The sequence below is a fragment of the Pseudomonas sp. GZD-222 genome, assembly GCF_049310525.1.
Lineage (GTDB): Bacteria > Pseudomonadota > Gammaproteobacteria > Pseudomonadales > Pseudomonadaceae > Aquipseudomonas.
Window position 1 is genome coordinate 82,630 of sequence record NZ_JBMOWO010000007.1, and the last position, 24,440, is coordinate 107,069.

The 24,440-nt window shown below is 60.5% G+C and carries 29 protein-coding genes and 1 tRNA gene; 16 read left to right on the top strand and 14 right to left on the bottom strand.

Features of this window, described 5'->3' with window-relative positions; genetic code table 11:
• Positions 1-20 precede the first annotated feature (20 nt).
• Positions 21-623: a glutathione S-transferase family protein gene (locus ACO6VD_RS00865; RefSeq protein WP_422416364.1), complete on the top strand. Its 603-nt coding sequence runs from the start codon at positions 21-23 to the stop codon at positions 621-623.
• A 4-nt stretch (positions 624-627) separates the two neighbouring features.
• On the opposite strand, the gene ACO6VD_RS00870 is transcribed toward ACO6VD_RS00865, so the two are convergent.
• The 5 genes from ACO6VD_RS00870 to ACO6VD_RS00890 form a co-directional block, all read right to left on the bottom strand.
• Positions 628-996, bottom strand: coding sequence for a glutathione S-transferase N-terminal domain-containing protein (locus ACO6VD_RS00870; RefSeq protein ID WP_422416366.1), 369 nt, complete (start codon positions 994-996; stop codon positions 628-630).
• A gap of 59 nt (positions 997-1,055) precedes the next feature.
• Entirely contained in the window at positions 1,056-1,601 is a 546-nt protein-coding gene (folE, locus tag ACO6VD_RS00875) for a GTP cyclohydrolase I FolE (RefSeq protein WP_028943701.1), read from the bottom strand.
• A 69-nt stretch (positions 1,602-1,670) separates the two neighbouring features.
• On the bottom strand, positions 1,671-2,228 hold the full coding sequence (locus tag ACO6VD_RS00880; RefSeq protein ID WP_422416368.1) for a Smr/MutS family protein: 558 nt from the start codon (positions 2,226-2,228) through the stop codon (positions 1,671-1,673).
• Positions 2,229-2,280: 52 nt separating this feature from the next.
• Positions 2,281-2,601, bottom strand: a complete 321-nt coding sequence (locus tag ACO6VD_RS00885) for a hypothetical protein (RefSeq protein ID WP_274293632.1) — start codon at positions 2,599-2,601, stop codon at positions 2,281-2,283.
• Between the two features lie 77 nt (positions 2,602-2,678).
• The gene (locus ACO6VD_RS00890; protein ID WP_107026266.1) at positions 2,679-3,269 is read right to left on the bottom strand and encodes a cysteine hydrolase family protein; all 591 of its coding nucleotides are present in this window, start codon (positions 3,267-3,269) and stop codon (positions 2,679-2,681) included.
• Between the two features lie 190 nt (positions 3,270-3,459).
• On the opposite strand from ACO6VD_RS00890, the gene prmB reads away from it, so the two are divergent.
• Positions 3,460-4,368 (top strand): 50S ribosomal protein L3 N(5)-glutamine methyltransferase, encoded by a 909-nt coding sequence (prmB, locus tag ACO6VD_RS00895; RefSeq protein WP_422416370.1) that lies wholly within the window; start codon positions 3,460-3,462, stop codon positions 4,366-4,368.
• A 110-nt stretch (positions 4,369-4,478) separates the two neighbouring features.
• Here prmB and ACO6VD_RS00900 read toward each other — a convergent pair whose 3' ends face one another.
• Positions 4,479-5,267 carry a hypothetical protein gene (locus ACO6VD_RS00900; protein WP_422416372.1) on the bottom strand — a complete coding sequence of 263 codons (789 nt, stop codon included), beginning with the start codon at positions 5,265-5,267 and terminating at the stop codon, positions 4,479-4,481.
• 104 nt (positions 5,268-5,371) lie between these two features.
• Positions 5,372-6,334 carry an alpha/beta hydrolase gene (locus tag ACO6VD_RS00905; RefSeq protein ID WP_422416374.1) on the bottom strand — a complete coding sequence of 321 codons (963 nt, stop codon included), beginning with the start codon at positions 6,332-6,334 and terminating at the stop codon, positions 5,372-5,374.
• Between the two features lie 133 nt (positions 6,335-6,467).
• On the opposite strand from ACO6VD_RS00905, the gene aroC reads away from it, so the two are divergent.
• Genes aroC through ACO6VD_RS00920 form a run of 3 tightly spaced genes read left to right on the top strand, consistent with a single transcriptional unit; the run spans position 6,468 to position 9,274 of the window.
• On the top strand, positions 6,468-7,559 hold the full coding sequence (gene aroC / locus ACO6VD_RS00910) for a chorismate synthase (RefSeq protein WP_422416376.1): 1,092 nt from the start codon (positions 6,468-6,470) through the stop codon (positions 7,557-7,559).
• Between the two features lie 38 nt (positions 7,560-7,597).
• Positions 7,598-8,743: an MFS transporter gene (locus ACO6VD_RS00915; RefSeq protein ID WP_422416377.1), complete on the top strand. Its 1,146-nt coding sequence runs from the start codon at positions 7,598-7,600 to the stop codon at positions 8,741-8,743.
• 12 nt (positions 8,744-8,755) lie between these two features.
• The gene (locus tag ACO6VD_RS00920) at positions 8,756-9,274 is read left to right on the top strand and encodes a 1,2-dihydroxy-3-keto-5-methylthiopentene dioxygenase (RefSeq protein WP_422416379.1); all 519 of its coding nucleotides are present in this window, start codon (positions 8,756-8,758) and stop codon (positions 9,272-9,274) included.
• 73 nt (positions 9,275-9,347) lie between these two features.
• Here the strand turns inward: ACO6VD_RS00920 and ACO6VD_RS00925 are convergent, their stop codons facing one another.
• Positions 9,348-9,620, bottom strand: coding sequence for a DUF3509 domain-containing protein (locus tag ACO6VD_RS00925; protein ID WP_422416381.1), 273 nt, complete (start codon positions 9,618-9,620; stop codon positions 9,348-9,350).
• A 273-nt stretch (positions 9,621-9,893) separates the two neighbouring features.
• Here ACO6VD_RS00925 and ACO6VD_RS00930 point away from each other — a divergent pair, with 273 nt between their 5' ends.
• Positions 9,894-10,418: an ankyrin repeat domain-containing protein gene (locus tag ACO6VD_RS00930; RefSeq protein WP_422416383.1), complete on the top strand. Its 525-nt coding sequence runs from the start codon at positions 9,894-9,896 to the stop codon at positions 10,416-10,418.
• A gap of 60 nt (positions 10,419-10,478) precedes the next feature.
• Positions 10,479-11,009 (top strand): hypothetical protein, encoded by a 531-nt coding sequence (locus tag ACO6VD_RS00935; RefSeq protein WP_400172457.1) that lies wholly within the window; start codon positions 10,479-10,481, stop codon positions 11,007-11,009.
• On the opposite strand, the gene ACO6VD_RS00940 is transcribed toward ACO6VD_RS00935, so the two are convergent.
• On the bottom strand, positions 11,006-11,947 hold the full coding sequence (locus ACO6VD_RS00940) for a ZIP family metal transporter (RefSeq protein ID WP_422416386.1): 942 nt from the start codon (positions 11,945-11,947) through the stop codon (positions 11,006-11,008). The genes ACO6VD_RS00935 and ACO6VD_RS00940 overlap by 4 nt on opposite strands.
• A gap of 128 nt (positions 11,948-12,075) precedes the next feature.
• Between ACO6VD_RS00940 and ACO6VD_RS00945 the strand changes: the two genes are divergently transcribed.
• On the top strand, positions 12,076-12,279 hold the full coding sequence (locus ACO6VD_RS00945) for a PLDc N-terminal domain-containing protein (protein WP_422416388.1): 204 nt from the start codon (positions 12,076-12,078) through the stop codon (positions 12,277-12,279).
• A gap of 34 nt (positions 12,280-12,313) precedes the next feature.
• On the opposite strand, the gene ACO6VD_RS00950 is transcribed toward ACO6VD_RS00945, so the two are convergent.
• A complete protein-coding gene (locus ACO6VD_RS00950; RefSeq protein WP_422416390.1) occupies positions 12,314-12,787 on the bottom strand; it encodes a methylated-DNA--[protein]-cysteine S-methyltransferase in 474 nt (157 codons plus the stop codon).
• A gap of 213 nt (positions 12,788-13,000) precedes the next feature.
• Here ACO6VD_RS00950 and ACO6VD_RS00955 point away from each other — a divergent pair, with 213 nt between their 5' ends.
• The 6 genes from ACO6VD_RS00955 to ACO6VD_RS00980 all read left to right on the top strand — a co-directional run bounded on the left by ACO6VD_RS00955 (position 13,001) and on the right by ACO6VD_RS00980 (position 19,315).
• Positions 13,001-15,085 carry an LTA synthase family protein gene (locus tag ACO6VD_RS00955; RefSeq protein ID WP_422416392.1) on the top strand — a complete coding sequence of 695 codons (2,085 nt, stop codon included), beginning with the start codon at positions 13,001-13,003 and terminating at the stop codon, positions 15,083-15,085.
• A 151-nt stretch (positions 15,086-15,236) separates the two neighbouring features.
• Positions 15,237-15,473, top strand: a complete 237-nt coding sequence (locus tag ACO6VD_RS00960; RefSeq protein WP_400172452.1) for a hypothetical protein — start codon at positions 15,237-15,239, stop codon at positions 15,471-15,473.
• A gap of 187 nt (positions 15,474-15,660) precedes the next feature.
• The gene (locus tag ACO6VD_RS00965) at positions 15,661-15,993 is read left to right on the top strand and encodes a ribonuclease E inhibitor RraB (protein WP_400172451.1); all 333 of its coding nucleotides are present in this window, start codon (positions 15,661-15,663) and stop codon (positions 15,991-15,993) included.
• Between the two features lie 164 nt (positions 15,994-16,157).
• Positions 16,158-17,567: a circularly permuted type 2 ATP-grasp protein gene (locus ACO6VD_RS00970; protein WP_422416395.1), complete on the top strand. Its 1,410-nt coding sequence runs from the start codon at positions 16,158-16,160 to the stop codon at positions 17,565-17,567.
• A gap of 3 nt (positions 17,568-17,570) precedes the next feature.
• On the top strand, positions 17,571-18,521 hold the full coding sequence (locus ACO6VD_RS00975; RefSeq protein ID WP_400172449.1) for an alpha-E domain-containing protein: 951 nt from the start codon (positions 17,571-17,573) through the stop codon (positions 18,519-18,521).
• A complete protein-coding gene (locus ACO6VD_RS00980) occupies positions 18,518-19,315 on the top strand; it encodes a transglutaminase family protein (RefSeq protein ID WP_422416397.1) in 798 nt (265 codons plus the stop codon). Before ACO6VD_RS00975 ends, ACO6VD_RS00980 begins: the two co-directional genes overlap by 4 nt.
• 3 nt (positions 19,316-19,318) lie before the next feature.
• Here ACO6VD_RS00980 and ACO6VD_RS00985 read toward each other — a convergent pair whose 3' ends face one another.
• Positions 19,319-20,122, bottom strand: coding sequence for a c-type cytochrome (locus tag ACO6VD_RS00985; RefSeq protein WP_422416399.1), 804 nt, complete (start codon positions 20,120-20,122; stop codon positions 19,319-19,321).
• A gap of 526 nt (positions 20,123-20,648) precedes the next feature.
• On the opposite strand from ACO6VD_RS00985, the gene ACO6VD_RS00990 reads away from it, so the two are divergent.
• A complete protein-coding gene (locus ACO6VD_RS00990; protein ID WP_422416401.1) occupies positions 20,649-21,386 on the top strand; it encodes an amidotransferase in 738 nt (245 codons plus the stop codon).
• Here the strand turns inward: ACO6VD_RS00990 and ACO6VD_RS00995 are convergent.
• The 3 genes from ACO6VD_RS00995 to ACO6VD_RS01005 all read right to left on the bottom strand — a co-directional run bounded on the left by ACO6VD_RS00995 (position 21,364) and on the right by ACO6VD_RS01005 (position 23,933).
• On the bottom strand, positions 21,364-22,335 hold the full coding sequence (locus tag ACO6VD_RS00995; RefSeq protein ID WP_422416403.1) for a magnesium and cobalt transport protein CorA: 972 nt from the start codon (positions 22,333-22,335) through the stop codon (positions 21,364-21,366). The genes ACO6VD_RS00990 and ACO6VD_RS00995 overlap by 23 nt on opposite strands.
• A 65-nt stretch (positions 22,336-22,400) precedes the next feature.
• On the bottom strand, positions 22,401-23,123 hold the full coding sequence (locus ACO6VD_RS01000) for a lysophospholipid acyltransferase family protein (protein ID WP_400172466.1): 723 nt from the start codon (positions 23,121-23,123) through the stop codon (positions 22,401-22,403).
• Between the two features lie 120 nt (positions 23,124-23,243).
• A complete protein-coding gene (locus ACO6VD_RS01005; RefSeq protein ID WP_422416405.1) occupies positions 23,244-23,933 on the bottom strand; it encodes a crotonase/enoyl-CoA hydratase family protein in 690 nt (229 codons plus the stop codon).
• Positions 23,934-24,223: 290 nt separating this feature from the next.
• On the opposite strand from ACO6VD_RS01005, the gene ACO6VD_RS01010 reads away from it, so the two are divergent.
• Positions 24,224-24,313, top strand: a tRNA-Ser gene (locus tag ACO6VD_RS01010).
• The last annotated feature ends 127 nt before the right edge of the window (positions 24,314-24,440 follow it).

Below are 24,440 nucleotides of genomic sequence, written 5' to 3' on the forward strand. Positions count from 1 at the left end.
GCCATTGAACGGGGGGAGTGATGTACAAGGTTTACGGTGATTACCAGTCCGGCAACTGCTACAAGGTCAAGCTGATGTTGCATTTGCTTGGTCTGCCCTATGAATGGCACACGGTGGATATCCTCAAGGGCGAGACGGAAACGCCGGCGTTCCTGGCAATGAACCCCAATGGCAAGGTGCCGGTGCTCGAGCTTGAGGACGGTACCTACCTGTGGGAGTCCAACGCGATCCTGAACTTTCTTGCCGATGGCACCGAGTACCTGCCCAAGGAGCCGCGCTTGCGCACTCAGGTACTGCAGTGGCAGTTCTTCGAGCAGTACAGCCATGAACCGTATATTGCCGTCGCGCGCTTCATCCAGTTTTACCTGGGGCTGCCGCAGGAGCGTCTGGAGGAGTACAAGACCCTGCACAAAGGCGGTTACAAGGCGTTGCGGGTCATGGAGAAACAGCTGCAGTTAACGCCGTACCTGGTCGGTGAAAGCTACTCGATTGCCGATGTCGCGTTGTACGCCTACACCCATGTTGCCCAGCAGGGTGGCTTTGACCTGGACGCCTACCCGGGGATCCAGGCATGGCTGGAGCGTGTCGCCAGCCATCCCCGCCACGTGAGCATGATCGGCTGAGCGATCAGGCGGCAAAACGTTTGTTGAGGTACTCGATGATCACCTTGGATTCGTACATCCAGGTGGTCTTGCCGTCTTCTTCAATGCGCAGGCACGGTACCTTGATCTTGCCGCCTTCACTGAGCAGTGCCTGGCGATCCTGTTCGTTGTTTTTCGCATCGCGCAGGGCGACCGGCACGTTCAGGCGGTGCAGGGTGCGACGGGTCTTCACGCAGAACGGGCACGCGTGGAACTGGTACAGGCTCAGGCCCTTGGCCTGTTGCTCGACCAGTGCCTGGCTGGCCGGCTCGCGCTTGAGCTTGGCCGGACGGCTGATCCAGTCACCGAACACAATCAACTGGCCTAAGCCGACACGCAGTGCTTTGACGATCATGGCAACTCCTAAGAATAAAAAAAGCCGACCACGAAAGGTCGGCTTGCAGTCGTGCCCGATTACTTGATCAGGCTGAGAAACTCGCTGCGGGTCGCGGCATTTTCGCGGAATTCGCCGAGCATCACCGAAGTGATCATGGTCGAATTCTGTTTTTCCACACCGCGCATCATCATGCACATGTGCTTGGCTTCGATGACCACCGCCACGCCCAGGGCGCCGGTGACCTTCTGGATCGCCTCGGCCACCTGACGGCTGAGGTTTTCCTGGATCTGCAGGCGACGTGCGTACATGTCGACGATCCGCGCAACCTTGGACAAGCCCAGGACTTTGCCATCGGGAATGTAGGCAACGTGCGCCTTGCCGATGAACGGCAGCATGTGGTGTTCGCACAGCGAGTACAGCTCGATGTCCTTGACCAGGACCATTTCGCTGTTATCGGAGCTGAACAGGGCGCCGTTGGTCACTTCTTCCAGGGTTTGTTCATAACCGCGGCAAAGGTACTGCATGGCCTTCGCAGCCCGCTTGGGCGTGTCGAGCAGGCCCTCGCGGGAGACGTCCTCGCCGAGCTGGCCGAGGATAGCGGTGTAGTTCTGTTCCAGGGACATGGATCTACCTGTGGGAATTATCGCAAACGCGAAGGGTACGGCGGCTGTGGCGGCGCTGCAAGTACGGCGTTACTCGTCACGGCCTTCGAGCATGGTTCTTTTGAGCATCACGTACACCGCTCCGGTGCCGCCATGACGGGCCTGGCACGAGGTAAACCCCAGTACCTGCGGGTGTTGGCGCAACCAGGTATTGACGTGACTCTTGATCATCGGCTTCTTGCCATCCAGGCGTACCGCCTTGCCATGGGTGACGCGTACGCAGCGCACTTCGAAGCGGGTAGCCTCGGCGAGAAACGCCCAAAGGGTTTCGCGGGCTTTTTCCACGTTCATGCCATGCAGGTCGAGACTGCCTTCGAAACCGATCTGGCCGAGCTTGAGCTTGCGCATCTGGCTCTCCTGGACACCATCGCGGCGCCAGTGCAGGTCGTCTTCGGGGCCAACATCGATGACAAACTGGTCCGACAAGCCATCGACCACACTCTGGTTGCTGCGCACGGTTGCGGCCTGACGCAGGCCGGCCAATTGCTTGCGGTCGGCCTTGGGCTTGCCGACTTCGGCGCGATCATGCGTGATCGGCTTGACGCCGCGCATCTCGCTTTTGAACAGGGAAAATTCGTCGTCTTGCATGTAAGCCTCCGCCTGGGCGGCGCAGTTTACGCGACTCCCCCTCAGGTTGCAGTCAATCGTGTTTTTTCATCAGGTGGGGTGACAGGTTCAGCTCGCGGCTACGGCGCAGGCGTAAACGGCTGCGCCGCCAGAACCAGATGCCCAGGTACAGCAGCACCAGGCCGCCGGCGAGGACCACGGCAGCACCGGCGCGGTTGGCGTTGAGCTCGGCCAGGGCTTCCAGGTTGCCGAGCAGGCTGGCCGCGCCAGCCATCGCCAGCAACACGCCGAGGGTTGCCAGCAGCGCTGAAAAAGCGGCTGCCAGGCGTGCGCCCCAATTACGTGGCTCACGCTGGCGCAAGCGCTTGGCGTCGAAACCGTCGGACAACTTCATGCCGATTTTCCTCTATGGATATCCGGATTTTGACCGAACGACCGCAAGGTGGTTCCGCGAGCCCGTCGGATGGCTGATCAGATCAGGCTGCTGGTTGGAGCCACACATGCAAAGTTGTCGGCCATGATCGCCATTTCACTTTGCTGGATCTGTGCAGCGGGAATCACCCCCTCCTTGAACGGCAGGTCGCGGGTAGCGCAGGCATCCTCGATCAGGGTGCAACGGTAACCATAGTCCTTGGCCCGGCGCACGGTGGTGCTGACGCTGGAATGGCTCATGAAACCGCAGACGATCAGGTCCAGGTGCCCGTACTTCTGCAGGGTTTCATGCAGCGTGGTGTTCTTGAAAGCGTTGGGCATGCGCTTTTCGATGATCATTTCATCGCCCTGTGGCTCAAGGCCGGGGATGAATTCACCGCGCGGTCCCTGAGGATCGAACATGCCGCCGACGGTGCCGAGGTGGCGCACGTGGATGATCGGGCGACCGGCCTTGCGGGCAGCCTCGAGCATTTTAGCGATGTTCTTCACAGCCTCGTCCATACCCGACAATGCCAGAGGACCGCTGAGGTACTCTTTTTGCGCGTCGATAATGAGCAGGCTGGCGTTGTTCAGCTTGGCGGGTGGATAACCACGGCCGCTGAGGTGGAACATCGTCATTGGAACAGACATCAAGGGCTCCTTTGGATGGGGCTTTTCAACCTATTGTCCCCTGCCTGAGCACTTATGTGAATCGCTTCGCGTACAAGCAGCGTCGTTAGTGGCCTGCAGCCATGTCGGCGAATCACTTACAGGCTGTTTTGACGAACCTTTTCTGTGAGCGGGCTGTTAGAATTGCAGGTCGTCTTTCAAGGAGTCTGTTGTGATCACTTCTCGCCTGCGCACCCTGCGCGATCATATCCGTTGGGCTGTCAGCCGTTTCCATGAGCATGGCCTGTTTTTCGGACATGGTGCCGACAACGCCTGGGACGAAGCACGCTTGCTGGTACTGGGTTCCGTCCATCTGCCCTGGGAAGTTGCCGACAGCTACCTGGACTGCCAGTTGGAAGACGACGAACTGGTGCACCTGCAGCGCCTGCTCAAGCGCCGCATCGAAGACCGCGTGCCGACGGCCTACCTGTTGGGTGAAGCGTGGTTCTGCGGTCTGGCCTTCATCGTCGACGAGCGCGTGCTGATTCCGCGTTCGCCTATCGGCGAGCTGATCGAGAAACGCTTCGAGCCTTGGCTGGCGGACGAGCCTGCGCGCATTCTTGACCTGTGCACCGGTTCCGGCTGCATCGGTATCGTCAGTGCCGAGGTGTTCCCTGAAGCCGAAGTGGTATTGGCCGACCTGTCGTTCGAAGCACTTGAGGTGGCTAACCAGAACATCGAGCGTCATGGTCTGGAAGAGCGGGTCTACACCGTCCAGGGCAATGGCTTTGACGGTTTGCCGGGGCAGCGTTTCGACTTGATCCTGTCCAATCCGCCGTATGTCGATGCCGAGGATTTCGCCGACATGCCGGATGAGTACCACCATGAGCCGGAGCTGGGCCTGGCCTGTGGCAACGATGGCCTGGATCTGGTGCGGCGCATGCTGGCCGAGGCGGCGGATCACCTGACCGAAAAAGGCTTGCTGATTGTCGAAGTGGGCAACAGCCAGGTGCACGTCGAGGCGTTGTACCCGGAAGTGGACTTTGCCTGGCTCGAGTTCGAGCGCGGCGGGCACGGGGTGTTCATGTTGACGGCGGAGCAGTGCCGGCAGCATCAGGGCTTGTTTGCTTCGCGGGTGTAGGAGCGGATTCATCCGCGATGGGTCGCAGCGCGGCCCCAAAATTGGGACTGCTCTGCAGTCCATCGCGGCGGTCCGGCGCCCCGGTGAATCCGCTCCTACAAGCGCTGCTGTCAGTGGGTCGCAATCCAGATCAGTAGCCCGGCCTGAAACACCGCGAAAGCCACCAGGCAAGTGATGGTGAAGCGCAGGCCGCTGTCTTCGCGACGGTACTTGCTGACCCGCTCGTCGCGTTCGCGCAGTTGCGCTTCCTTTTCCTGCAGGTTCTGTTCGGCCTGTTGCAGCATGTGCGCCGCATCGAGGATCTCGATGCGCTGCACCTTGTCGGCGTTCCAGCCCCCTTTGAGCTCACCGACCTGCACTTCGATGTAACGCCCTTTGAGGTGCTGGGCATCGGCGTATTCAACTTCAAGGCCATGGCTGTTGAGCACATGGTCACGGCGCAGGCGGGTGTCTTCGTTGAGGGCGTCCTTGTTGGCCAGGGCGGCCCCATCGACCCGGTAATGCGCCCATTTGCGCTGGGCCCAACTGACCGCCTGAGACAGCAAGAAACGCCCCAGTCCCCGGTTCAACGGCTCGATCTGCAGGCCGCTTTCGGGGCCGATGTGCACGCGCTTTTCCTGATGATCAACCCAGATATCCAGGTGATTCTGTTCCTTGCGCACTTTCTGCCCAGGCAGCTGGATGACCATGCGCAACAGGCTGGTGTCCTTGTTGTGCCGTTCGGCATAGCCGTATTGAACGAATCGCAGCGGTCGTGCGCCGCTGTTGCGGTCAGTGGGTAGCGGCGCCAGGCGCAGCAGCTGGAAATGTTCCGCAGTCACCTCGGCCCAGGGCAGCGGGGCAGCTTCCGGTGCGGCTTCTGGGGTTTCTGGGGCGTCCTGGGGGGCGGCTTCAGTCATCACGGCATCCTCTTATGCGCAGCAGGCTGGACACAATCACGATGCCAGCACCGGCTTATCGGCAGAATGCTCCGGGACTGGAGGCGCAATTTCCGCGAAGTTCGTTAAGCTGCCGGCAGCCTGTGGATAAAATCGACGACGCGTGTCCCCAGTTCACTGGCCTGGGGCAAATTCGGGTTCAGGTAGCTGTCACGCTGCTGGCTCGCCGCTTGCGGGGCAATTCTGAGCATATGGTTCATGCCTTGGATCAGTGCCAGCTCGGCATCGGGTTTGGCCGCCTTGAGGCGTTCGGCGTTGCTGACATCGACCTGGACATCGTGAGTGCCCTGGATAATCAGGGCCGGCACTTTCAGACTAGCGAACGCTGCCGTCGGATCCTGGCGGAACAGCGAAATCAGGTAGGGCTGGACGCTGGGGCGCAGCACGTCCTGTAAGGGTAAAGGGATACCCGACGCCGGGCGTCCGGCTTTCAGCTCGTCCAGTATCTGCCCGACGCGCCCGCGGTAGCGGGGCGGAACCTGATCGGCAAGCTGGGCGCGAAGTACCTGGTCAATCGGGCGGCCGCTGCCTGCCACACTGATCACTGCGCTGGCGCCACCCGGTGTTGCCGCCAGGCTGGCAATCAAAGCACCTTCACTGTGACCCAGCAGGATCAACTGACCGAAGCGCGGATCAGCCTTGAGCTTGCGGCTCCAGGCGACGGCGTCGGCCACATAGCGTTCAACCGTCAGGTCGCGTTCGTCCGGGGTCGCCGGCCGGCTGGCGGCCACGCCACGTTTGTCATAACGCACGCTGGCGATGCGGTTCTTCGCCAGCACCAGAGCGAGCTGCCTGAGGTTGTCAGTGTGCGCACCCTCCGGGCTGTTGCCGTTGCGGTCGGTGGGGCCAGAGCCGGGGATGATCAGCACCACCGGTGGCGGCTGCTCTGTGCGTGGCAGCAGCAGGCTGCCATAGAGCGTACCGCTACCGGTATCGAGACTGATCGGGCGTTGCAAAACAGTGGGAGCAGCGGCCTGCACCAGGCCGCTGAAGAGCAGGGCGATTACTGTGAGAACACGCAACATCATGAGGCCACTATCGAAGAGATGGCTTTTGGACCGGGGTACGGGCAGAAGGTTCGCTGTCAGGGATGAACTGAATGGTTAGCCTGCGTATACTGGCGGCCTTGTTCAAATCAGGCTGATTCGCGGAGCGTCCTGCATGTCCGGCAATACCTACGGCAAGCTGTTCACTGTCACCACCGCTGGCGAAAGCCATGGTCCGGCGTTGGTCGCCATTGTCGACGGCTGTCCGCCGGGCCTGGAAATTTCCCTGGCCGACCTGCAGCACGACCTTGACCGGCGCAAACCCGGCACCAGCCGGCACACCACCCAGCGTCAGGAAGCCGATGAAGTCGAAATCCTTTCCGGGGTTTTCGAGGGGCGCACCACTGGCTGCTCCATCGGCCTGCTGATTCGCAACACCGACCAGAAGTCCAAAGACTACTCGGCGATCAAAGACCTGTTCCGCCCGGCTCACGCCGATTACACCTACCACCACAAGTACGGTGAGCGCGATTACCGTGGCGGTGGCCGCAGCTCGGCGCGTGAGACCGCCATGCGCGTGGCCGCGGGTGCGATTGCCAAGAAGTACTTGGCCAGCCAGGGTATTCGCATTCGTGGCTATATGAGCCAGCTGGGGCCGATCGAGATTCCGTTCAAGACCTGGGACTCGGTAGAGCAGAACGCGTTTTTCAGCCCGGACCCGGACAAAGTGCCGGAGCTGGAGGCCTACATGGACCAGCTGCGCCGTGACCAGGATTCGGTCGGTGCGAAAATCACCGTGGTCGCTGAAGGCGTCATGCCGGGCCTCGGCGAGCCGATCTTCGACCGTCTGGATGCCGAGCTTGCGCATGCTTTGATGAGCATCAACGCGGTCAAAGGTGTGGAAATTGGCGCAGGGTTCGCCAGCGTGGCGCAACGTGGCACCGAACACCGCGACGAGATGACCCCTGAAGGTTTCCTCAGCAACAACGCCGGTGGCATTCTCGGCGGGATCTCTTCCGGTCAGCCGATTGTTGCCCATCTGGCCTTGAAGCCGACCTCGAGCATCACCACCCCGGGCCGTTCGATCGATGTCCATGGCAACCCGGTTGAAGTGATCACCAAGGGCCGTCACGATCCGTGTGTCGGTATCCGCGCCACACCAATCGCCGAAGCGATGATGGCCATCGTGCTGATGGATCACCTGCTGCGGCATCGCGGCCAGAACGCCGACGTACGGGTAAGCACGCCGGTGCTGGGCCAACTGTAATGCCGCGATCCGGCTATCGCGCCGCGGCTTGCTGAGCCGTGGCGCCGATCCCCTACTGGCGGCTGTCCAGCTTCTATCTGTTCTACTTCGCCTTGCTTGGTTCTACAGCGCCTTTCCTGGCGCTGTATTTCCATCACCTGGGTTTTTCCAGCGCGCGGATCGGCGAGTTGGTGGCTATCCCCATGCTCATGCGCTGTGTCGCGCCCAACCTGTGGGGCTGGCTGGGTGATCGCAGCGGTCAGCGATTGCTGATCGTACGCCTGGGGGCACTGGCGACCCTGGTGAGTTTCTCGCTGATCTTCATCGGCAAGAGCTACGCCTGGCTGGCACTGGTCATGGCCTTGCACGCGTTCTTCTGGCACGCCGTGCTGCCACAGTTCGAGGTCATCACCCTGGCGCACTTGCAGGGCCAGACCGCACGCTACAGCCAGATCCGGCTGTGGGGCTCGATCGGTTTCATCCTCACCGTGGTCGGTCTGGGGCGCTTGTTCGATGGGCTGAGCCTGGATGTCTATCCGCTGGCGCTGGTGATCATCATGGCCGGTATCGTGCTTGCCAGCCTCTGGGTACCCAATGCCCTGCCACCCGGGCAGAACGAGCGCAGCAGCGGCGGATTCCTGAAGCAACTGACCCGCCCCGGCGTGGCGGCGTTCTATGTCTGTGTGGCGCTGATGCAGCTCAGTCATGGGCCTTACTACACCTTTCTGACCCTGCACCTGGAACATCTGGGCTACAGCCGTGGTGTTATCGGCATGCTCTGGGCCTTGGGCGTGGTCGCCGAAGTATTGATGTTCCTGGGGATGAGCCGGATTCTGGCGCGGTTCTCGTTGCGCCGGGTATTGATGGCCAGTTTTGCCCTGGCGGCGCTGCGCTGGCTTCTGCTGGGCAACTTCGCCGAAAGCCTGGCGGTGCTGTTGTTCGCCCAGGTCTTGCACGCCGCTACCTTTGGCAGCTTCCATGCCGCGTCGATTGCCTTCGTGCAACGTAGCTTCGGGGCCCGTCAGCAAGGGCAGGGGCAGGCCCTGTATGCTGCCCTGGCGGGCACCGGCGGTGCCTTGGGTGCCTTGTATTCCGGCTACAGCTGGAACCTGCTGGGTGCCGCTACCACCTTTAGTATTGCCAGCGTCGCAGCCCTGGCTGCAGCCGTTATCATTGCGACCCGAATGAACGAAGCCGAGAAATAGGAATTACCGCTGATGAGCTGCCTGTCCGTTTACCACCTGTCCACTCCAGACATGCCTAACAAGGTGCTGACCCACCTTGAGGACATCGCCGCGACCCTGGCTGAGCACGGGGTGCGCTTTGAGCGTTGGCAGGCAAAAATGCCGCTGCAGTCAGGTGCCAGTGACCAGGAGGTGATCGGGGCTTACCGGCAGAACATTGACAAACTGATGGCTGAGCAGGGCTTCAGTCGTGTCGATGTGACCCGTGAGGTGGGGGTTGATTTGCTCGCCGAACATAGCTGTGAAGAAGATCAACTGCGCTTTTTCGCTGCCGGGCGCGGGTTGTTCAATCTGCATATCGGGGATTACATCTATGCCGTGCTATGCGAGAAGGGTGACCTGATCGATGTGCCAGCGGGGACCCGGCTGTGGGTCGATATGGGGGAAGATCCGCGCTTCGTTGCGATTCGCGTGTTCAACAAGCCGGAAGGTCAAGTTGCCCATTTCACTGGCGACAAGATTGCCGAGGCCTTCCCGCGGCTTGATGACTGAATGATCGCGGGGCAAGCCCGCTCCCACCGAGGTACCTGCAAACCTGTGGGAGCGGGCTTGCCCCGCGATGAGTTCAACGATAAGTCGGCAAGGCAAACCGCTGCTGACTCTGCAACCGGGAAATCACCGGTAATTCACTGGCTTGTTCAGCCAGGTCGCGACGAATAGCACTGATTGCCCAGGTCAGCTGTTCGGCGCTGTGCAGCTGGCCGTAAGAGATCGAGCGTTTGACCTGTTTGCCATCTGCTGCACGCAAGGTCAGCAGAATTCCACCGTCGGGTCGCGCAATGGTGGTGACGTCATAAGCGGAGAATACCGAGGCGAATTTTTCCTGGATGAGGTCCATATCAGCTCCTGACTGTTAGTGGCAGACATGGAGTGACAGGTGCAGCGACTGTGCCAGCTTTTGTTTTGTAAAAAACTCTTTTAAATCAGTATGTTAATAGTAAGTACAAATAAGCTCATCATGCATTGTGCAAGGTCGTGCACTTTGCACAGTGCATTTTGCAAGGTCTCCCTGCCAATAGAATTGCTCTGTTGGCATCATGGGTTATCCACAATGGACTGAACGGCGTCCCTGACAAATACTTGGGTTTTCCCGCGAGCCAGGAGGTTCCCCATGTCCGACCAACGCACCCCAACCCCTATGAACGACGATGAAGCTGCGGCCTTTGCCGAGGAAGTCTTCGACCGGGCGCGCCAGGGCGATGCCGACATGCTGGCGCGGTTACTGGAAAACGGCCTGCCCGCCAACCTGCGTAACCACAAGGGCGATACCTTGCTGATGCTGGCCAGCTATCACGGACATCTCGACGCGGTGAAGGTCCTGCTGCAACACGGTGCCGATCCGCTGATTGCCAACGACAACGGCCAGTTGCCGATGGCGGGTGCTGCGTTCAAGGGCGATCTGGCGATGATCCAGTTATTGGTGGAGCAGGGCGTTGCGGTCGATGCCGCCGCCGCGGACGGTCGTACCGCGCTGATGCTGGCGGCAATGTTCAACCGCAGCGCAATTGTCGACTACCTGCTGAGCAAGGGCGCGGATGCCCAGCGCCAGGACGCCAAGGGCATTACCGCACTGGGCGCAGCCCAAGCCATGGGTGCCGTCGATACCGCGGTACAGTTGCAAGCGCTGCGCGGCTAACCCTCAGGGGCCTTTTGCGGCTATCCTTGACGACTTTTTTCAGCGTCGCAGGGCCCCTTCATGAAATCCCAACTGGTCGAACTCATCGGCAAAATCAGCGCTGGCTGCATGCGCGAAGACGATATCGAGCGCATCGCCGACGAAGCCGCCCAGGCCTATGCCGACCCGCAAGCCTTCCTCGCCGCCAATCCTGATATCAACTACGACGACAGCTTCCCGATCCCTCTGGGTGAGTGGATTGTCGTTGGCAGCCTGCCAGACACCGTGCTGTTCCAGGCCGATAGCTACCAGGACCTGTTCGCTCAGATCGTCGACTCCTTCGACAAGAGCGTGGCCTTCAACCTCAAGCCCAAGCAATTGGCCAAGGTCGAGCCGTTGACCGCACTCAACCGCATCCAGGTGCAGATGGGCGCAATGAACAAGGAGGCCGGCGGTTATGTGCTGATGAACTTCAGCCAGTTGCTCGATGACGAGCTACAGATGGTCATGGTCGGTGGCAACGACCTGGCGCGGGTGCTGGAACTCTGCGCCGAAGTCGGCATCGCCGCAGCGCCTGCCCTGGAAGCGTTGCGGGTGGCGGTACACGTTTAACCGAGGGCGGTGTCGAGGAACATCATCACCGCAAAGCCGCCCATCAGACCCAGGGTCGCCGAGGTCTGGTGACCGTTGCGGTGGGTTTCCGGGATCACCTCGTGGGATACCACAAAGATCATTGCGCCGGCCGCCAGACCCATGCTCACCGGGTAGGCGATGGCAAAACCGGTGGAAATGCCCAGGCCGATGACTGCGCCGATCGGTTCCATCAGTCCGGAGCCGATCGCCACCAGCGCCGCTTTCAGGTTTGACAGCCCCGTAGCGCGCAATGCCAGCGCTACGGCCAGGCCTTCGGGGATGTCCTGAATGGCGATGGCGCTGGTCAATGGCAGGCCGACATTCAGGTCGCCGTTGGCAAAGCTGACGCCGATGGCCATGCCTTCCGGCAGGTTGTGCAGGGTGATTGCCAACACGAACAGCCAGACCCGATTGATGCGTTCGGCCTGTGGTCCGCAGGGGCCGGTGCTTTCGTGTTCGTGTGGGGTGAAGCGGTCGAGGCCGAGCATCAGCAAGACCCCGAGCCCCATACCGACCACCACGGTCAATGCCGCGAAGGGGCCGCTTCCGGTGATCTCGCGGGCCGCATCCAGCCCCGGCAGAATCAGCGAGAACGAACTGGCGGCGAGCATCATCCCGGCAGCAAAACCGAGCATTACATCCTGGCTGCGGGCGCTGACTTCACGCAGCACCACTGCCATGACCGCGCCCAGGGCGGTCGCCGCAAAACCTGCCAGCCCCCCGAGCATGGCCATCTGCAGGTTTTCCTGCTGATCGCCGTTTACTGCATTCCAGGCGCTGGCCAACAACAGGCCCAATACCACCAACAGACTCAAGCCCAATCCAGCGCTCAGCCAGGGTGTGCTTTGTGCCTGCTGCAGCCAGGCACTCCAGAGTGAGGACGGAGCGGGGCTGCTGGAACTGTGAGCGGGGGGCATGGGAACCTCACTGAAACAAGTCGATGGGTCGAGTGTAACGAGTGCGCTTGAGCCGCTGCCAACGATTAGCGTCTATGGCGCTGATAGCCAGCTATTCTTGGGGCAGACTCGATCAAGGGAGCGACAGCATGGGTTCTACCTTCAATGGCCTGGTCGGCCTGATCATCCTGGCGCTGGATATCTGGGCGATCATCAATGTGCTTAAAAGCGGGGTGGGGTTGGGGCCGAAAATCCTCTGGATCCTGTTGATCCTGCTGCTGCCGGTGCTTGGCCTGATTATCTGGGCGATTGCCGGGCCACGGGGCGGTGGGAGCGGGCTTGACCCGCGATAGGCTTATCGCGGGACGAGGTCGCTGCCATCGTGAATCAGATCAACCAGGCACCCTCCAGCTCCAGCAGTATCTGTTTGCGCTCCACACCTCCGGCATAACCGGTCAGGGTGCCATTACTGCCGATCACCCGATGGCAGGGCACGATGATCGCGATCGGGTTGGCGCCGTTAGCCGTACCGACAGCGCGCACGGCGCGGGGGCGGCCGATCTGTTCGGCTAGATCGCCATAGCTGCAGGTGGTGCCATAGGGAATGCGCTGCAAGGCGTGCCAGACCTCCTGTTGAAACGCTGTACCCAGCGGCGCCAGTCTGACCTCGAACACCTCGCGTTTGCCGGCGAAGTACTCGTCCAGCTGGCGCCGCACATCATCCAGCTGATTAACTGCAGGTTGCCAGTCGCCAGGCAGCTCCCAGGGCTGCGCGGCATCCATGTGCAGCAGATGCAGGCCCTGTTCGTCCCCGGCCACCAACAGTGGGCCAAGCGGGCTGGACTGGTAGCAGTAATACATGGCGCGACGCCTGGGTGATGGAAGAGCAATTACGATACCGCAAGATGTTACCCAAGGTGTTCCACAACGAAATTTTCACATTCGATTATGGAAAATTCGCGCGCGCAATTATCCGTTCGCCGAATGGCCGTGCATTGCCCTCGGGTTTAGTGCACATTTGCCGATTCGTTTTTTCGCCTTTCTTGAATCTGAATCCTAGGGATCTTCCAATCCATGGCTAACACGGACGCCTTGAGTGATCAGCGGGCTGCGTCGCGCCCGCTGCAACCAACGCTAAAATCGCACCTGGCCTACACCCTGCTGTGTGGTCTGGTAATCATGCTGATGCTCAGCCTGGTACGTTTGGGCCTGCTGATCTACAACAGCGACATGATCGGTGACACGCCGATGTCGACCGTGGCCGAGGGTTTCCTCAATGGCCTGCGCTTTGACCTGCGCGTCGTCGTCTACCTGAGCATTCCGCTGCTGCTGGCCACCCTCAGCGTCCGCGCCATGGCTGCCCGCGGCCTGTTCCGGGTATGGCTGACCCTGGCGTCGAGCATCGTCATGTTCCTTGGCCTGATGGAACTGGACTTCTACCGCGAGTTCCATCAGCGTCTGAACGGCCTGGTGTTCCAGTACGTCAAGGAAGATCCCAAGACCGTACTGAGCATGCTCTGGTACGGTTTCCCGGTGGTGCGTTACCTGTTGGCGTGGATTTTCGGCACCTGGTTGCTGAGCCTGCTGTTCAAGGGCATCGACCGCCTGACCCGTCCACGTGGCACCTATCAGGACCAGACTGCCAGCAGCCGTGCAGTGGCCCCGTGGTATGTGCGTGGCGTGGTGTTCTTCATGATCCTGCTGGTGGCGGTGATTGCCGCGCGTGGCACCCTGCGTCAGGGCCCGCCGATGCGTTGGGGTGATGCCTTCACCACCGACTCGAACTTCGTCAACCAGCTGGGCCTCAATGGCACCCTGACCTTGATCGATGCGGCCAAGAGCCGTTTTGGTGAAGATCGCGCCAATGTCTGGAAGTCGACCATCGAGCAGACCCTGGCGACCCAGACCGTGCGGGACATGCTGCTGACCGACAACGACAAACTGGTCGATGCCGATAGCGCTGCTGTACGCCGTGATTTCACGCCGCCGCCAGCCAATACCCTGCCAATCAGGAACGTCGTTGTGATCCTGATGGAGAGCTTCGCCGGTCATTCGGTCGGCGCGCTGGGCAGCCCGAACAACATCACTCCGTACTTCGACAAGCTGGCCAAAGAAGGCGTGCTGTTCGACCGCTTCTTCTCCAACGGTACCCATACCCACCAGGGTATGTTCGCCACCATGGCCTGCTACCCGAACCTGCCAGGTTTCGAATACCTGATGCAGACGCCTGAGGGCGGCCACAAGCTGTCTGGCCTGCCAGCGCTGCTCAGTGCCCGCGACTATGACGACGTTTACGTCTACAACGGCGACTTTGCCTGGGATAACCAGTCCGGGTTCTTCGGCAACCAGGGCATGACCACCTTTATTGGCCGTAACGACTTCGTCAATCCGGTGTTCTCCGATCCGACCTGGGGTGTGTCCGACCAGGACATGTTCGACCGTGGTGCCGAAGAGCTGGCGAAGAACTACGGCAAAAAACCGTTCTATGCCTTGCTGCAGACCCTGTCCAACCACACCCCGTACGCGCTGCCAGCGCAGTTGCCGGTGGAGCCGGTCACCGGCCAGGGCCGTCTCGATCAGCATTTGACCGCGATGCGCTACTCCGACTGGGCCCTGGGCCAGTTCTTCGAGAAAGCGCGCAAAGAGCCGTACTTCAATGAAACCCTGTTCGTCATCGTCGGTGACCACGGTTTTGGCAACCACCAGCAAGTCACCGAGCTGGACCTGGGCCGCTTCAACGTACCGCTTCTGCTGATCGCTCCGGGCATTCAGGAGAAGTTCGGTGCGGTGAACCACACCGTGGGTACCCAGATCGACATCGTACCGACCATCATGGGCCGCCTGGGTGGCGAAACCCGCCATCAGTGCTGGGGGCGTGACCTGCTCAACCTGCCGGCTGGCGATCCGGGCTTCGGCATGATCAAGCCGTCGGGTAGCGAGCAGATCGTTGGTCTGCTCAAGGGTGACCGCATCCTGATCGAGTCCAAGGACATGGCTCCACGCATGTACCGCTACGAGCTGGGTGCCAACTTCAAGGCCGAGCTGATTGAAAGCCCGGACCAGAAGGACCTGACCCACAAGCTTGAGTCGTTCATTCAGACCGCGACCAAGAGTCTGCTGGACAACACCGCAGGTGTTATCCACGGCGTGCCGGACTAACGCACCCAGCGTGTTGCGTTAAACTGAAAAGAGGCCTTCGGGCCTCTTTTTTTATGCGGCGGGCAATCTGCAACTGAACATTTCACCTCCACCTACAGTCAACGGAAAGTAGGGCAGATTCACCCTGAGCGTCAGTACAGAGGAGAATCCAATGAAAGCGTGGGTCATTACCTTTGTTGATCAGAAAGGCGAGCGTACCTCGCTGCCATTCACGTCTGAGCAGGAACCCAGCATCGAAGAGGCTGCACGCCTGATTCGTGCCCATCTGTTTCCAGTCATGGACGAACTGGACCTCAATGACTTCCAGGATCGCGCCACGATGCCCACAGCCAAATGGCTGAAGGAGCAGAACGGCGTAGAAATTACCGCCATCACCGAGGCGCCCTGAAGCCTCTGGTTGGCGCGCTTGGCAAGTAAGCGCTACGCTGCAATCAAGGTCGGGCCGTTTTTTGTGATAGCCCGGGCTTGCCGATCCACGTCATGCATTCAGCTCGAATTGCCCCCGCACAGCTTGTGTGGCGGGCAGGTGCGTTTTGCACTGAAAGTCTATCCATCGGTAGTTAGGAGGACGATTCATGAGCAGCCAATACGAGGACATCAGCAGCACGGTATTGCGTCAGATGAAAGAGGGCGGATTCAACTTTGCCCAGATTCATCCCATTGAGTTTTATGCGGTTTTCCCCGATGAGGCACGGGCACGACGGGCAGCTGGACAGTTTCGCGGAGAGTCGCTGAGCGCCCAGGTACATGAACGCGATGATGGCGCCTGGCACCTGGAGTTAAGCAAGGTGATGTACGCCACCTACGGCGGTATCGACGAGTTCGAGCAGGATTTCGAAGCGCTGATAGCCCCGCTGGGCGGCGAAATCGAAGGCTGGGGCGTTAAACACGAGCGCCCGCTGGCCTGAACGACGCTTCGCAATGAGGCGTTGATCCCCTGGCAGTCCGAGCGGTTGCACGCATCTGGTGCAGCCGTTCTTTATTGAAAATACAACCTATTGAAATCCAAGGAATTATGCCGCTGGCACGGGGCTTGCGATGGCTCGGGTGCACGGGTGACAAGGAGTTCGGCATGATCCGCACCTTTTACGATGAGATGTACAGCGCAGACGGCCAGGTCCGTCCGCATTACCGGGAGTTCGCCCGCTGGTTGGCAGAGACTCCGCCTGAGCTGCTGGCGCAACGTCGGCGTGAAGCCGATCTGCTGTTCCATCGCGCCGGCATCACCTTCACCCTTTATGGTGACGAGCAGGGCACCGAGCGCCTGATCCCTTTCGATACCATTCCGCGCAGCATTCCGGCCAGTGAATGGCGGGTGGTGGAGCGCGGCTGTATCCAGCGGGTCAAGGCCCTGAACATGTTCCTGGCCGATCTTTATCACGGTCAGCGGATTCTTCGCGCCGGGATCATTCCGGCGGAGCAGGTACTGGCCAACGAGCAGTACCAATTGGCGATGCAGGGGCTGGATCTGCACCGTGACATCTACTCGCATATCTCCGGGATCGACCTGGTGCGTGACGGTGACGGCAGCTACTACGTGCTCGAAGACAATTTGCGCACCCCTAGCGGCGTCAGCTACATGCTTGAAGACCGCAAGATGATGATGCGTCTGTTCCCCGAGCTGTTCGCCGCCCAGCGCATCGCCCCGATCGACCACTATCCCAACCTGCTGCTCGACACCCTGATAAGCGCCAGCCCCCTGGATAATCCCAGCGTGGTCGTGCTCACCCCCGGGCGTTTCAACAGTGCATTCTTCGAACACGCTTTTCTGGCGCGGGAGATGGGCGTCGAGCTGGTCGAAGGTGCGGACCTGTTCGTACGTGACGAGCGCGTGTTCATGCGTACCACCGACGGGCCGAAGGCGGTCGACGTGATTTATCGGCGCCTGGACGATGCCTTCCTTGATCCCTTGGCCTTCAATCCCGAGTCGATGCTCGGTGTGCCCGGGCTGCTTTCCGCCTATCGCTGCGGCAACGTTGTGCTGGCCAATGCCATCGGTACCGGCGTGGCCGACGACAAGTCGATCTACCCCTATGTCACCGACATGATTCGTTTCTACCTGGACGAAGAACCGATCCTCAAGAACGTCCCGACCTGGCAGTGTCGCAAGCCGCAAGAACTGTCTCATGTACTCGCGCACTTGCCAGAGCTGGTGGTAAAGGAAACCCAGGGCTCCGGTGGCTACGGCATGCTGGTCGGCCCGGCTGCAACGCGCGCCGAGATCGATGCCTTCGCTGCCAGGATCAAGGCGCGCCCTGCGGCCTATATCGCCCAGCCGACGCTGTCGCTGTCGACCTGCCCGACTTTTGTGGAGAACGGGATTGCCCCGCGGCATATTGATTTGCGTCCGTTCGTGTTGTCCGGTCGCGAGACCCGGGTGGTGCCAGGAGGCCTGACGCGGGTGGCGCTGCGTGAAGGTTCGCTGGTGGTCAACTCGTCTCAGGGCGGCGGTACCAAGGACACCTGGGTGGTCGAGGATTAAGCCATGTTGAGTAGAACTGCCTCTGATTTGTACTGGATGTCGCGCTATCTGGAGCGTGCGGAAAACCTTGCGCGGATGCTCGACGTCAGTTACTCGCTGTCACTGATGCCCCAGGACGGTCGTGGCGATGGCCTGGATGAAATGGCCATGCCGCTGCTGATCACCGGCACCCTGGACGACTATCTGGAGCGCCACGGCCAGTTGCATGCCGAGCGCCTGTTGCACTTTTTTGCCCTCGACCCGGACAACCCGGCGAGTATCTACAGTTGCCTGGGCGCAGCGCGTGCCAGTGCGCATGCGGTGCGTGGGCGAATCACCGCCGACATGTGGGAAAACATCAACGCCACCTGGCTGGAAATCCGTGGCATTGCCGAGCAGGGGCTGGGTCGTTACGGCATGAGCCGCTTCTGTGAGTGGATCAAGGAACGTTCACACCTGTTTCGCGGCGCCACCTACGGCACCATCATGCGCAACGATGCGTTTCGCTTTATTCGCCTGGGCACCTTCATCGAACGCGCCGACAACACCCTGCGCCTGCTCGATGCGCGCTACGAAATGCTCGGCGACGAGGCGGAAGCGGTCAGCGACAGTTCGGCCCGCGGTTACTACCAGTGGAGTGCCTTGCTGCGGGCATTGTCCTCGTTCGAGGCCTACACCGAGATCTATCGCGACGCGCCGGCCGCCCGCCATGTGGCTGAGCTGTTGCTGTTACGCGCCGATGTGCCGCGCTCGCTACGCGCCTGCACCGAAGAGATCGACCAGATTCTCGCCAGCCTGCCGGGCAGCAACGGTAGGGCGGCCCAGCGCCTTGCCGCCGAAGTGGATGCGCGGCTGCGCTACACCGGCATCGACGAGATCCTCGCCGAAGGCCTGCACCCCTGGTTGACCCACTACATCCCGCTGGTGCGCCAGTTGGGCAACGCCATCCAAAGCGCTTACCTGGAGGCCGTATGAGACTGACCATTAGCCATGAAACCGCCTACCACTATGAAGATCAGGTTCGTGCCAGCATCCAGTACCTGCGCCTGACCCCCCATGACAGCGAGCGCCAGCAGGTACTGGCCTGGCAGCTGGACTTGCCGCGCCCGGTGCGTGCGCAACTGGACCCGTTTGGCAACATCCTCCACGTCTTGAGCCTGGACGAGCCACACTCGGACCTGGTCATCAGTGCGCGCGGCCTGGTGGAGATCGACGAATCCCGTGAAGCCGAGCACGAAGCGCAGTCAGCGCTGCCGTTTTTGCGCTTTACCCGCCTGACCGAGGCCGATGAGGCCTTGCGCGCTTTTGCCAGCCAGCAATGCCGTAAGCGTCGCGATCGCTCGGCACTGATCGAACTGATGAACGCGCTCAATCAGCGCATGGCCTACAGGCCCGGCAGCACAGCGGTGGACACCAGCGCCGCTCAGGCGTTTGCCGGGGGCGCCGGGGTGTGTCAGGACCATACCCATGCCTTCCTGGCGTGTGTGCGTAGCCTGGGGGTGCCAGCGCGTTATGTCTCGGGTTACCTGTTCGACAGTCAAAGCCAGCAGATGGCCAGCCATGCCTGGGCCGAAGCCTGGCTGGACGATGCCTGGTACAGCTTCGATGTGACCAATCAGTTGGCCAGACCGGAGCGCCACCTGAAGCTTGCAGTTGGCCTGGACTACCTGGATGCCTGCCCGGTGCGCGGCATGCGCCGGGGCGGCGGTTTCGAGCAAATGCACGCCAAGGTGCTGGTGACGCCGAGCTTTACCGCTCAACAACAGTGAGCATCAGGGCTGTTTGCGTGTGGCCATGTGGGCTAGGTAAGCGAGCAGGGCATCGAGCTCCGGGTCGCTGAGCACGGTGCTGGTGAACCCGGGCATTTTTGCCTGCGGCCACTGGCGCAGGCTCTGCGGATCGCGGATGTAGCTGCGCAGGAAGGCGGGCTGGAAGTATTCGGTAGGGTTGTGCGGCAGGTTCAGGTCCGGGCCGAATTGGGCGTCGCCTGCGCCATTGAGGCGGTGGCAGGCCAGGCAGTTTTTCTGGAACAGGGCAAAGCCCAGGTTGACAGGGTCGTCACTGGCCAGCTGCGCCGCCGGAAGAAGGGCCGGAAAACGTACGGCGACTGGTGCCAGGCGGCGAATGCTGGCGACCTGGAAGGGCCACTGTTCCGGGCTGATACCTGCGCTTGCGGGAGCGGTCCAGACCAGGTAGAACGGACCCGCGCTGTGCTTGCCTGCGCCTAGTGGTGGCCAGGGTTTGTCCGGGTCTTCGACTGCCAGCCAGGCCCGTGCCGGACCGTCCTTGAGCAAGGGCGCCGCTGGCATTTCGGCGGCAAAACCGTCATCGGCTACGGCTTGCAGGTGATCTTCCGGCGAGATGCCTTCGAGCAATACGGATAGGGGCACGGCACGGTAGTGCATGGTTCGCTTGTAGGAGACGTCGTTATCGATCTGGATGTCCTGCGCCTTGGGATGAGCGAGCAGTTCCGCGCTTTGCCAGTGACGGCTGCCATTGCCCAGTTCCAGCGTCAATTGCGCCGCCTGCAAAGGCAGGCAGAGCAGGAGCAAACACAGGGTCAGGCAATGGCTCATGAGTAGTCTCCAGCAGTCAGGGCTGGCAGAGTACCTGCGCAGGGCCATAGTGGGCCATAGTGAGGATTAGCCAAACAGGCGTGACAGGTTCGGCAGAATCAACAGCAGGGTGGTGGCAAAGAGAATGAGTCCGGCTTGACGTACTTTGTGTTGTTTGAACATGGCTGACCGCCTTTTTGTTGTTATTCCTGAGTGCCCAATGGCTTCCTTGTCGTCGATCCGGCAAACATGGGTAACGCGGTTTGACGTTCAGACGCGAACCTTTGCTAATGGGTATACCTCTAACCTTAGGGTCAACGTTACCCGTGTTTTAGATCGCTTTGGTCTTTCAATATAAATATTTGTGTTTTTTGGCTATGAGGCCTTATGCCATCTGGTAACTATTCCCCTTGCTAGACACTTGCAATGGTTCTGCACCTGGATCCACTTGGGGTGACCGTTCGTCAGTGCATCATACTTGCTTGCACGCCTTATTCGGGGCAGGCTCTAGGGGGCAATCCCGCCTTTGTCGTTCAGGACTATTTTTATGTCGCTACGCATCTGCATCCTGGAAACCGACGTCCTGCGACCCGAGCTGATCGGGCAGTATCAGGGCTACGGACGGATGTTCGAGCAGCTGTTCGCCAGTCAACCGATCGCCGCCGAGTTTGACGTGTACAACGTGATGAACGGCGACTATCCCGCCGATGACCAGGTGTTCGACGCCTACCTGGTGACGGGCAGCAAAGCCGACTCCTTCGGGACTGATCCGTGGATCGAGACCCTCAAGGGCTATTTGCTCGAACGCTACAATCGCGGCGACAAGTTGTTGGGTGTGTGTTTCGGCCATCAGGTGCTGGCTTTGGTGCTGGGCGGCAAGACTGAACGCTCGTCGCAGGGCTGGGGCGTGGGTGTACATCGCTATCAACTGGCTGCCAAGGCGCCCTGGATGGACCCTACAGTGTCCGAGCTGACCTTATTGATCAGCCACCAGGATCAGGTTACCGAACTGCCTGCAAACGCTACGGTGATCGCCTCCAGCGATTTCTGCCCTTACGCGGCCTACCACATCGCCGATCAGGTGCTGTGCTTCCAGGGCCACCCTGAGTTCGTCCACGACTACTCCCGTGCGCTGCTCGACCTGCGCCAGCAGAGCCTGGGTCAGGAGGTCTACCAGAAAGCCGTGGCCAGCCTGGTCGAAGAGCACCAGGGTGGCATGGTCGGCGAGTGGATGATGCGCTTTGTCGCACACCAGCAGATCGCTAAAGCCAGCCTGAGCGCTTGAAGCTGGCAAACAGCGCCGTGCAGCCTGCGACAATCCCGCCGAGCACGGCGAAGTAACCGTAGTGCCAGGTCAGCTCCGGCATGTTCTGAAAGTTCATTCCGTAGATGCCCGCCACTGCGGTGGGGAACGCCAGGATCGCCGCCCAGGCGGCGAACTTGCGCTGCACGATACTCTGCCGCGATGACTCCAGCAGCATGCCGATCTCGATGGTCTGGCTGGCGATGTCGCGGATCCCGGCCAAGTCTTCCATCTGCCGAGTCACGTGAATCTGCACATCACGAAAGTACGGGCGCATGTTCTTGTCGATAAACGGGAAGGTCAGGCGTTGCAGTTCTTCGCTGACCTCGACCATCGGCGCCACATAGCGGCGCAGACGCAATATGTCGCGGCGCAGGCTGTGCAGGCGGCGGATATCGTCTTCCTGGAGCGAGCTGCTGAGCACGGTCTGTTCCAGTTCTTCGATCTCGCCGTGGATGGCTTCGCCGATGGGCTGATAGTTTTCGGTGACGAAGTCGAGCAGGGCGTACAGCACGAAGTCCTCGCCATGCTCCAGCAGCAGCGGTCGCGCTTCGCAGCGCTGGCGGACCAGGGCGTAGGATTTCGAGTGGCCATTGCGGCAGGTGATGATGTAGCCGTTGCCGGCGAAGATGTGGGTTTCGATGAACTCCAGTTTGCCTTCATGGCGCACCGGCGAATAAGTGACGATGAACAGCGCGTCGCCGAAGGTTTCCAGCTTCGGCCGGCTGTGTTTTTCCAGGGCATCTTCAATGGCCAGTTCATGCAGGCTGAACTGGCGTTGCAGGTTGGCCAGCTCCTGGGCATTGGGCTCTTCCAGCCCTATCCAGACGAAATGCCCGGGTTTGCTGGCCCACTCGCTGCCTTCATCGATACTGATATTGGTGACTTTTCTGCCGGCGCTGTACACCGCCGCCGCAACGACTCGTCCCATGGTGGTTCGCTTCTTCTGATGACCGTGCCCGTAGCTTGGTCTGACACACAGAATTGAGCAACCGTTCAGGCGTGCTGCAGTTCAGCTTCCATCAAGTCGATGCAGCGTTGCATCTGGATCCGGCATTGCTCGGCCAGGGCCGGTACGTCCTGCTGGGTCAGGCCGCTGGTGGCAATGGGCGGCAGCGAGCGGATGATCACCTTGCTGCGACGCCAGCTGTTCAGACGCAGGCGCCGGGCGTAGCGGCTGACACACACCGGCACAATCGGCACACCGGCTTCGACAGCCATGTGGAAGGCGCCTTTCTTGAACGGGATCAGTTGTTCGTCGGGATTGCGCGTGCCTTCCGGGAACACCCAGATCGAGGTGTCGTCTTCGCGCAAGGTACGCGTGGTGGTCTGCATGGCGCGGCGTGCATGGTAGGAGTTGCCGCGATCAATCAGCACATTGCCGCCGAGCCAGAACAGCTGGCCGAACAGGGGAACCCACTTCAGGCTTTTTTTGCCAATGCACACGGTACGCGGCGGCACCACGTGACCGAGGACAAACAGGTCATGGTTGGACTGGTGATTGGCAATGATCACGCAACCCGGCGGCTGGTCGAACAACGGACCGACCTCGGCTTTGACATCCAGGCGCATCAGCCAGGTGGCGGGTAGCCCGTACAGGCGCGCATAAATGCGGCTGTTGTCCGGGTTGAATGGCCGACACAAGCCGATTAATACACCGACAATACCGATCAGAACAAAATGCAGTCCCAACAGGAACATGCGGGCAAGAAAAAGCATCATACGACTCACATAGGCAAACGCGGCGCAGTGTACGGGTGTGCACTTGCGCGGGCAAACGCTCAATGCGGTCGTGGCGGCCTGATTGTGTAAGCAAACGCAATCAGGCCTTGGTAGGGGTCAGCCGAGGTGTTCCTGGTCGCGGATGATTGCGTCGTCGAGGGTCTCGAGCAGCGCCTTGCGCACTTTGAGCTTGGTGTGTTTGTGCGCGTTCATGTTGATCTTCTTCAACTGACGCGCCGCTGCCAGCGCGGTTTCCTGCAGTTGTTCGACTGGAACCACTTTGTCGAGGAAGCCGGCATCCACGGCGCTGATCGGGTCGAACATTTCGGCATTGATCACCGAGCGATGGAAGGCCGAGCGGCGCAGGCGGTCACGGGCCAGCTCGATACCGGCGTGGTGCATGGTCATACCGATCTGCACTTCGTTCAGGCCGATGCTGAAAGGGCCTTCGACACCAATACGATAGTCGGCCGACAGCAGCAGGAAGGCACCCTTGGCCACGGCATGACCCGGGCAGGCGACAATGATCGGGAACGGGTGCGCCAGCATGCGCCGGGCCAGGGTGGAGCCGGCGGTGACCAGGCTGACCGCTTCCTTCGGGCCGGCGGTCATCACCTTGAGGTCGTAGCCACCGGAGAGAATGCCCGGCTGGCCGGTGATGATGACTACGGCACGATCCGTCACGGCCTGATCCAGCGCAGCATTGAACGCGGCAATGACGTCTGGTGAGATGGCGTTGACCTTGCCGTTGTTCAGGGTCAGGGTCGCGATGCCGTCTTCGAGGTGGTAGGTAATCAGCTCACTCATGACACAGTTCCTAAAGGGAGAGTGAGGCAGACGTTACTCACGCCGGGCAGGGAGGTAAAGCGCTGTGACTGACTGGCCGGTCAGCCTTGGGCGGCTTTTCCGTGCATGTCGGGGGTGGAGGATCAGGGGCTGCCGAAGCACTCCAGAGATTGGCGACTTTGCCCTGTGCCCCCGGGTTTTTCGGTGGACTGGCTTAAGCGCATGAAAATTCTGAAAAAAACCTTTGCCATCAGAACCTCTTTCGACTACATTAGCGCAGCCTCGACAGGCTGAACAGCTTGAAGAGAAACGGTGAAGTGTCCGAGTGGCTGAAGGAGCACGCCTGGAAAGTGTGTATACAGGAAACTGTATCAAGGGTTCGAATCCCTTCTTCACCGCCACATTTAGAAAAGCCCCCGATCTGAACAAGGTCGGGGGCTTTTTGCATTTCCCTGTAGGAGCGGATTTATCCGCGATGGGGCGCGTAGCGGCCCCCAAAATGGGCCTGCTATGCAGGCCATCGCGGAT

Excerpts from the sequence above, each read along its gene's own strand:
- ACO6VD_RS00865 (WP_422416364.1), top strand. The coding sequence starts at position 21 with ATGTACAAGGTTTACGGTGATTACCAGTCCGGCAACTGCTACAAGGTC.
- ACO6VD_RS00870 (WP_422416366.1), bottom strand. The coding sequence starts at position 996 with ATGATCGTCAAAGCACTGCGTGTCGGCTTAGGCCAGTTGATTGTGTTC.
- folE (WP_028943701.1), bottom strand. The coding sequence starts at position 1,601 with ATGTCCCTGGAACAGAACTACACCGCTATCCTCGGCCAGCTCGGCGAG.
- ACO6VD_RS00880 (WP_422416368.1), bottom strand. The coding sequence starts at position 2,228 with ATGCAAGACGACGAATTTTCCCTGTTCAAAAGCGAGATGCGCGGCGTC.
- ACO6VD_RS00885 (WP_274293632.1), bottom strand. The coding sequence starts at position 2,601 with ATGAAGTTGTCCGACGGTTTCGACGCCAAGCGCTTGCGCCAGCGTGAG.
- ACO6VD_RS00890 (WP_107026266.1), bottom strand. The coding sequence starts at position 3,269 with ATGTCTGTTCCAATGACGATGTTCCACCTCAGCGGCCGTGGTTATCCA.
- ACO6VD_RS00900 (WP_422416372.1), bottom strand. The coding sequence starts at position 5,267 with ATGACTGAAGCCGCCCCCCAGGACGCCCCAGAAACCCCAGAAGCCGCA.
- ACO6VD_RS00905 (WP_422416374.1), bottom strand. The coding sequence starts at position 6,334 with ATGATGTTGCGTGTTCTCACAGTAATCGCCCTGCTCTTCAGCGGCCTG.
- aroC (WP_422416376.1), top strand. The coding sequence starts at position 6,468 with ATGTCCGGCAATACCTACGGCAAGCTGTTCACTGTCACCACCGCTGGC.
- ACO6VD_RS00920 (WP_422416379.1), top strand. The coding sequence starts at position 8,756 with ATGAGCTGCCTGTCCGTTTACCACCTGTCCACTCCAGACATGCCTAAC.
- ACO6VD_RS00925 (WP_422416381.1), bottom strand. The coding sequence starts at position 9,620 with ATGGACCTCATCCAGGAAAAATTCGCCTCGGTATTCTCCGCTTATGAC.
- ACO6VD_RS00930 (WP_422416383.1), top strand. The coding sequence starts at position 9,894 with ATGTCCGACCAACGCACCCCAACCCCTATGAACGACGATGAAGCTGCG.
- ACO6VD_RS00935 (WP_400172457.1), top strand. The coding sequence starts at position 10,479 with ATGAAATCCCAACTGGTCGAACTCATCGGCAAAATCAGCGCTGGCTGC.
- ACO6VD_RS00940 (WP_422416386.1), bottom strand. The coding sequence starts at position 11,947 with ATGCCCCCCGCTCACAGTTCCAGCAGCCCCGCTCCGTCCTCACTCTGG.
- ACO6VD_RS00945 (WP_422416388.1), top strand. The coding sequence starts at position 12,076 with ATGGGTTCTACCTTCAATGGCCTGGTCGGCCTGATCATCCTGGCGCTG.
- ACO6VD_RS00950 (WP_422416390.1), bottom strand. The coding sequence starts at position 12,787 with ATGTATTACTGCTACCAGTCCAGCCCGCTTGGCCCACTGTTGGTGGCC.
- ACO6VD_RS00955 (WP_422416392.1), top strand. The coding sequence starts at position 13,001 with ATGGCTAACACGGACGCCTTGAGTGATCAGCGGGCTGCGTCGCGCCCG.
- ACO6VD_RS00960 (WP_400172452.1), top strand. The coding sequence starts at position 15,237 with ATGAAAGCGTGGGTCATTACCTTTGTTGATCAGAAAGGCGAGCGTACC.
- ACO6VD_RS00965 (WP_400172451.1), top strand. The coding sequence starts at position 15,661 with ATGAGCAGCCAATACGAGGACATCAGCAGCACGGTATTGCGTCAGATG.
- ACO6VD_RS00970 (WP_422416395.1), top strand. The coding sequence starts at position 16,158 with ATGATCCGCACCTTTTACGATGAGATGTACAGCGCAGACGGCCAGGTC.
- ACO6VD_RS00975 (WP_400172449.1), top strand. The coding sequence starts at position 17,571 with ATGTTGAGTAGAACTGCCTCTGATTTGTACTGGATGTCGCGCTATCTG.
- ACO6VD_RS00980 (WP_422416397.1), top strand. The coding sequence starts at position 18,518 with ATGAGACTGACCATTAGCCATGAAACCGCCTACCACTATGAAGATCAG.
- ACO6VD_RS00985 (WP_422416399.1), bottom strand. The coding sequence starts at position 20,122 with ATGAGCCATTGCCTGACCCTGTGTTTGCTCCTGCTCTGCCTGCCTTTG.
- ACO6VD_RS00990 (WP_422416401.1), top strand. The coding sequence starts at position 20,649 with ATGTCGCTACGCATCTGCATCCTGGAAACCGACGTCCTGCGACCCGAG.
- ACO6VD_RS00995 (WP_422416403.1), bottom strand. The coding sequence starts at position 22,335 with ATGGGACGAGTCGTTGCGGCGGCGGTGTACAGCGCCGGCAGAAAAGTC.
- ACO6VD_RS01000 (WP_400172466.1), bottom strand. The coding sequence starts at position 23,123 with ATGCTTTTTCTTGCCCGCATGTTCCTGTTGGGACTGCATTTTGTTCTG.
- ACO6VD_RS01005 (WP_422416405.1), bottom strand. The coding sequence starts at position 23,933 with ATGAGTGAGCTGATTACCTACCACCTCGAAGACGGCATCGCGACCCTG.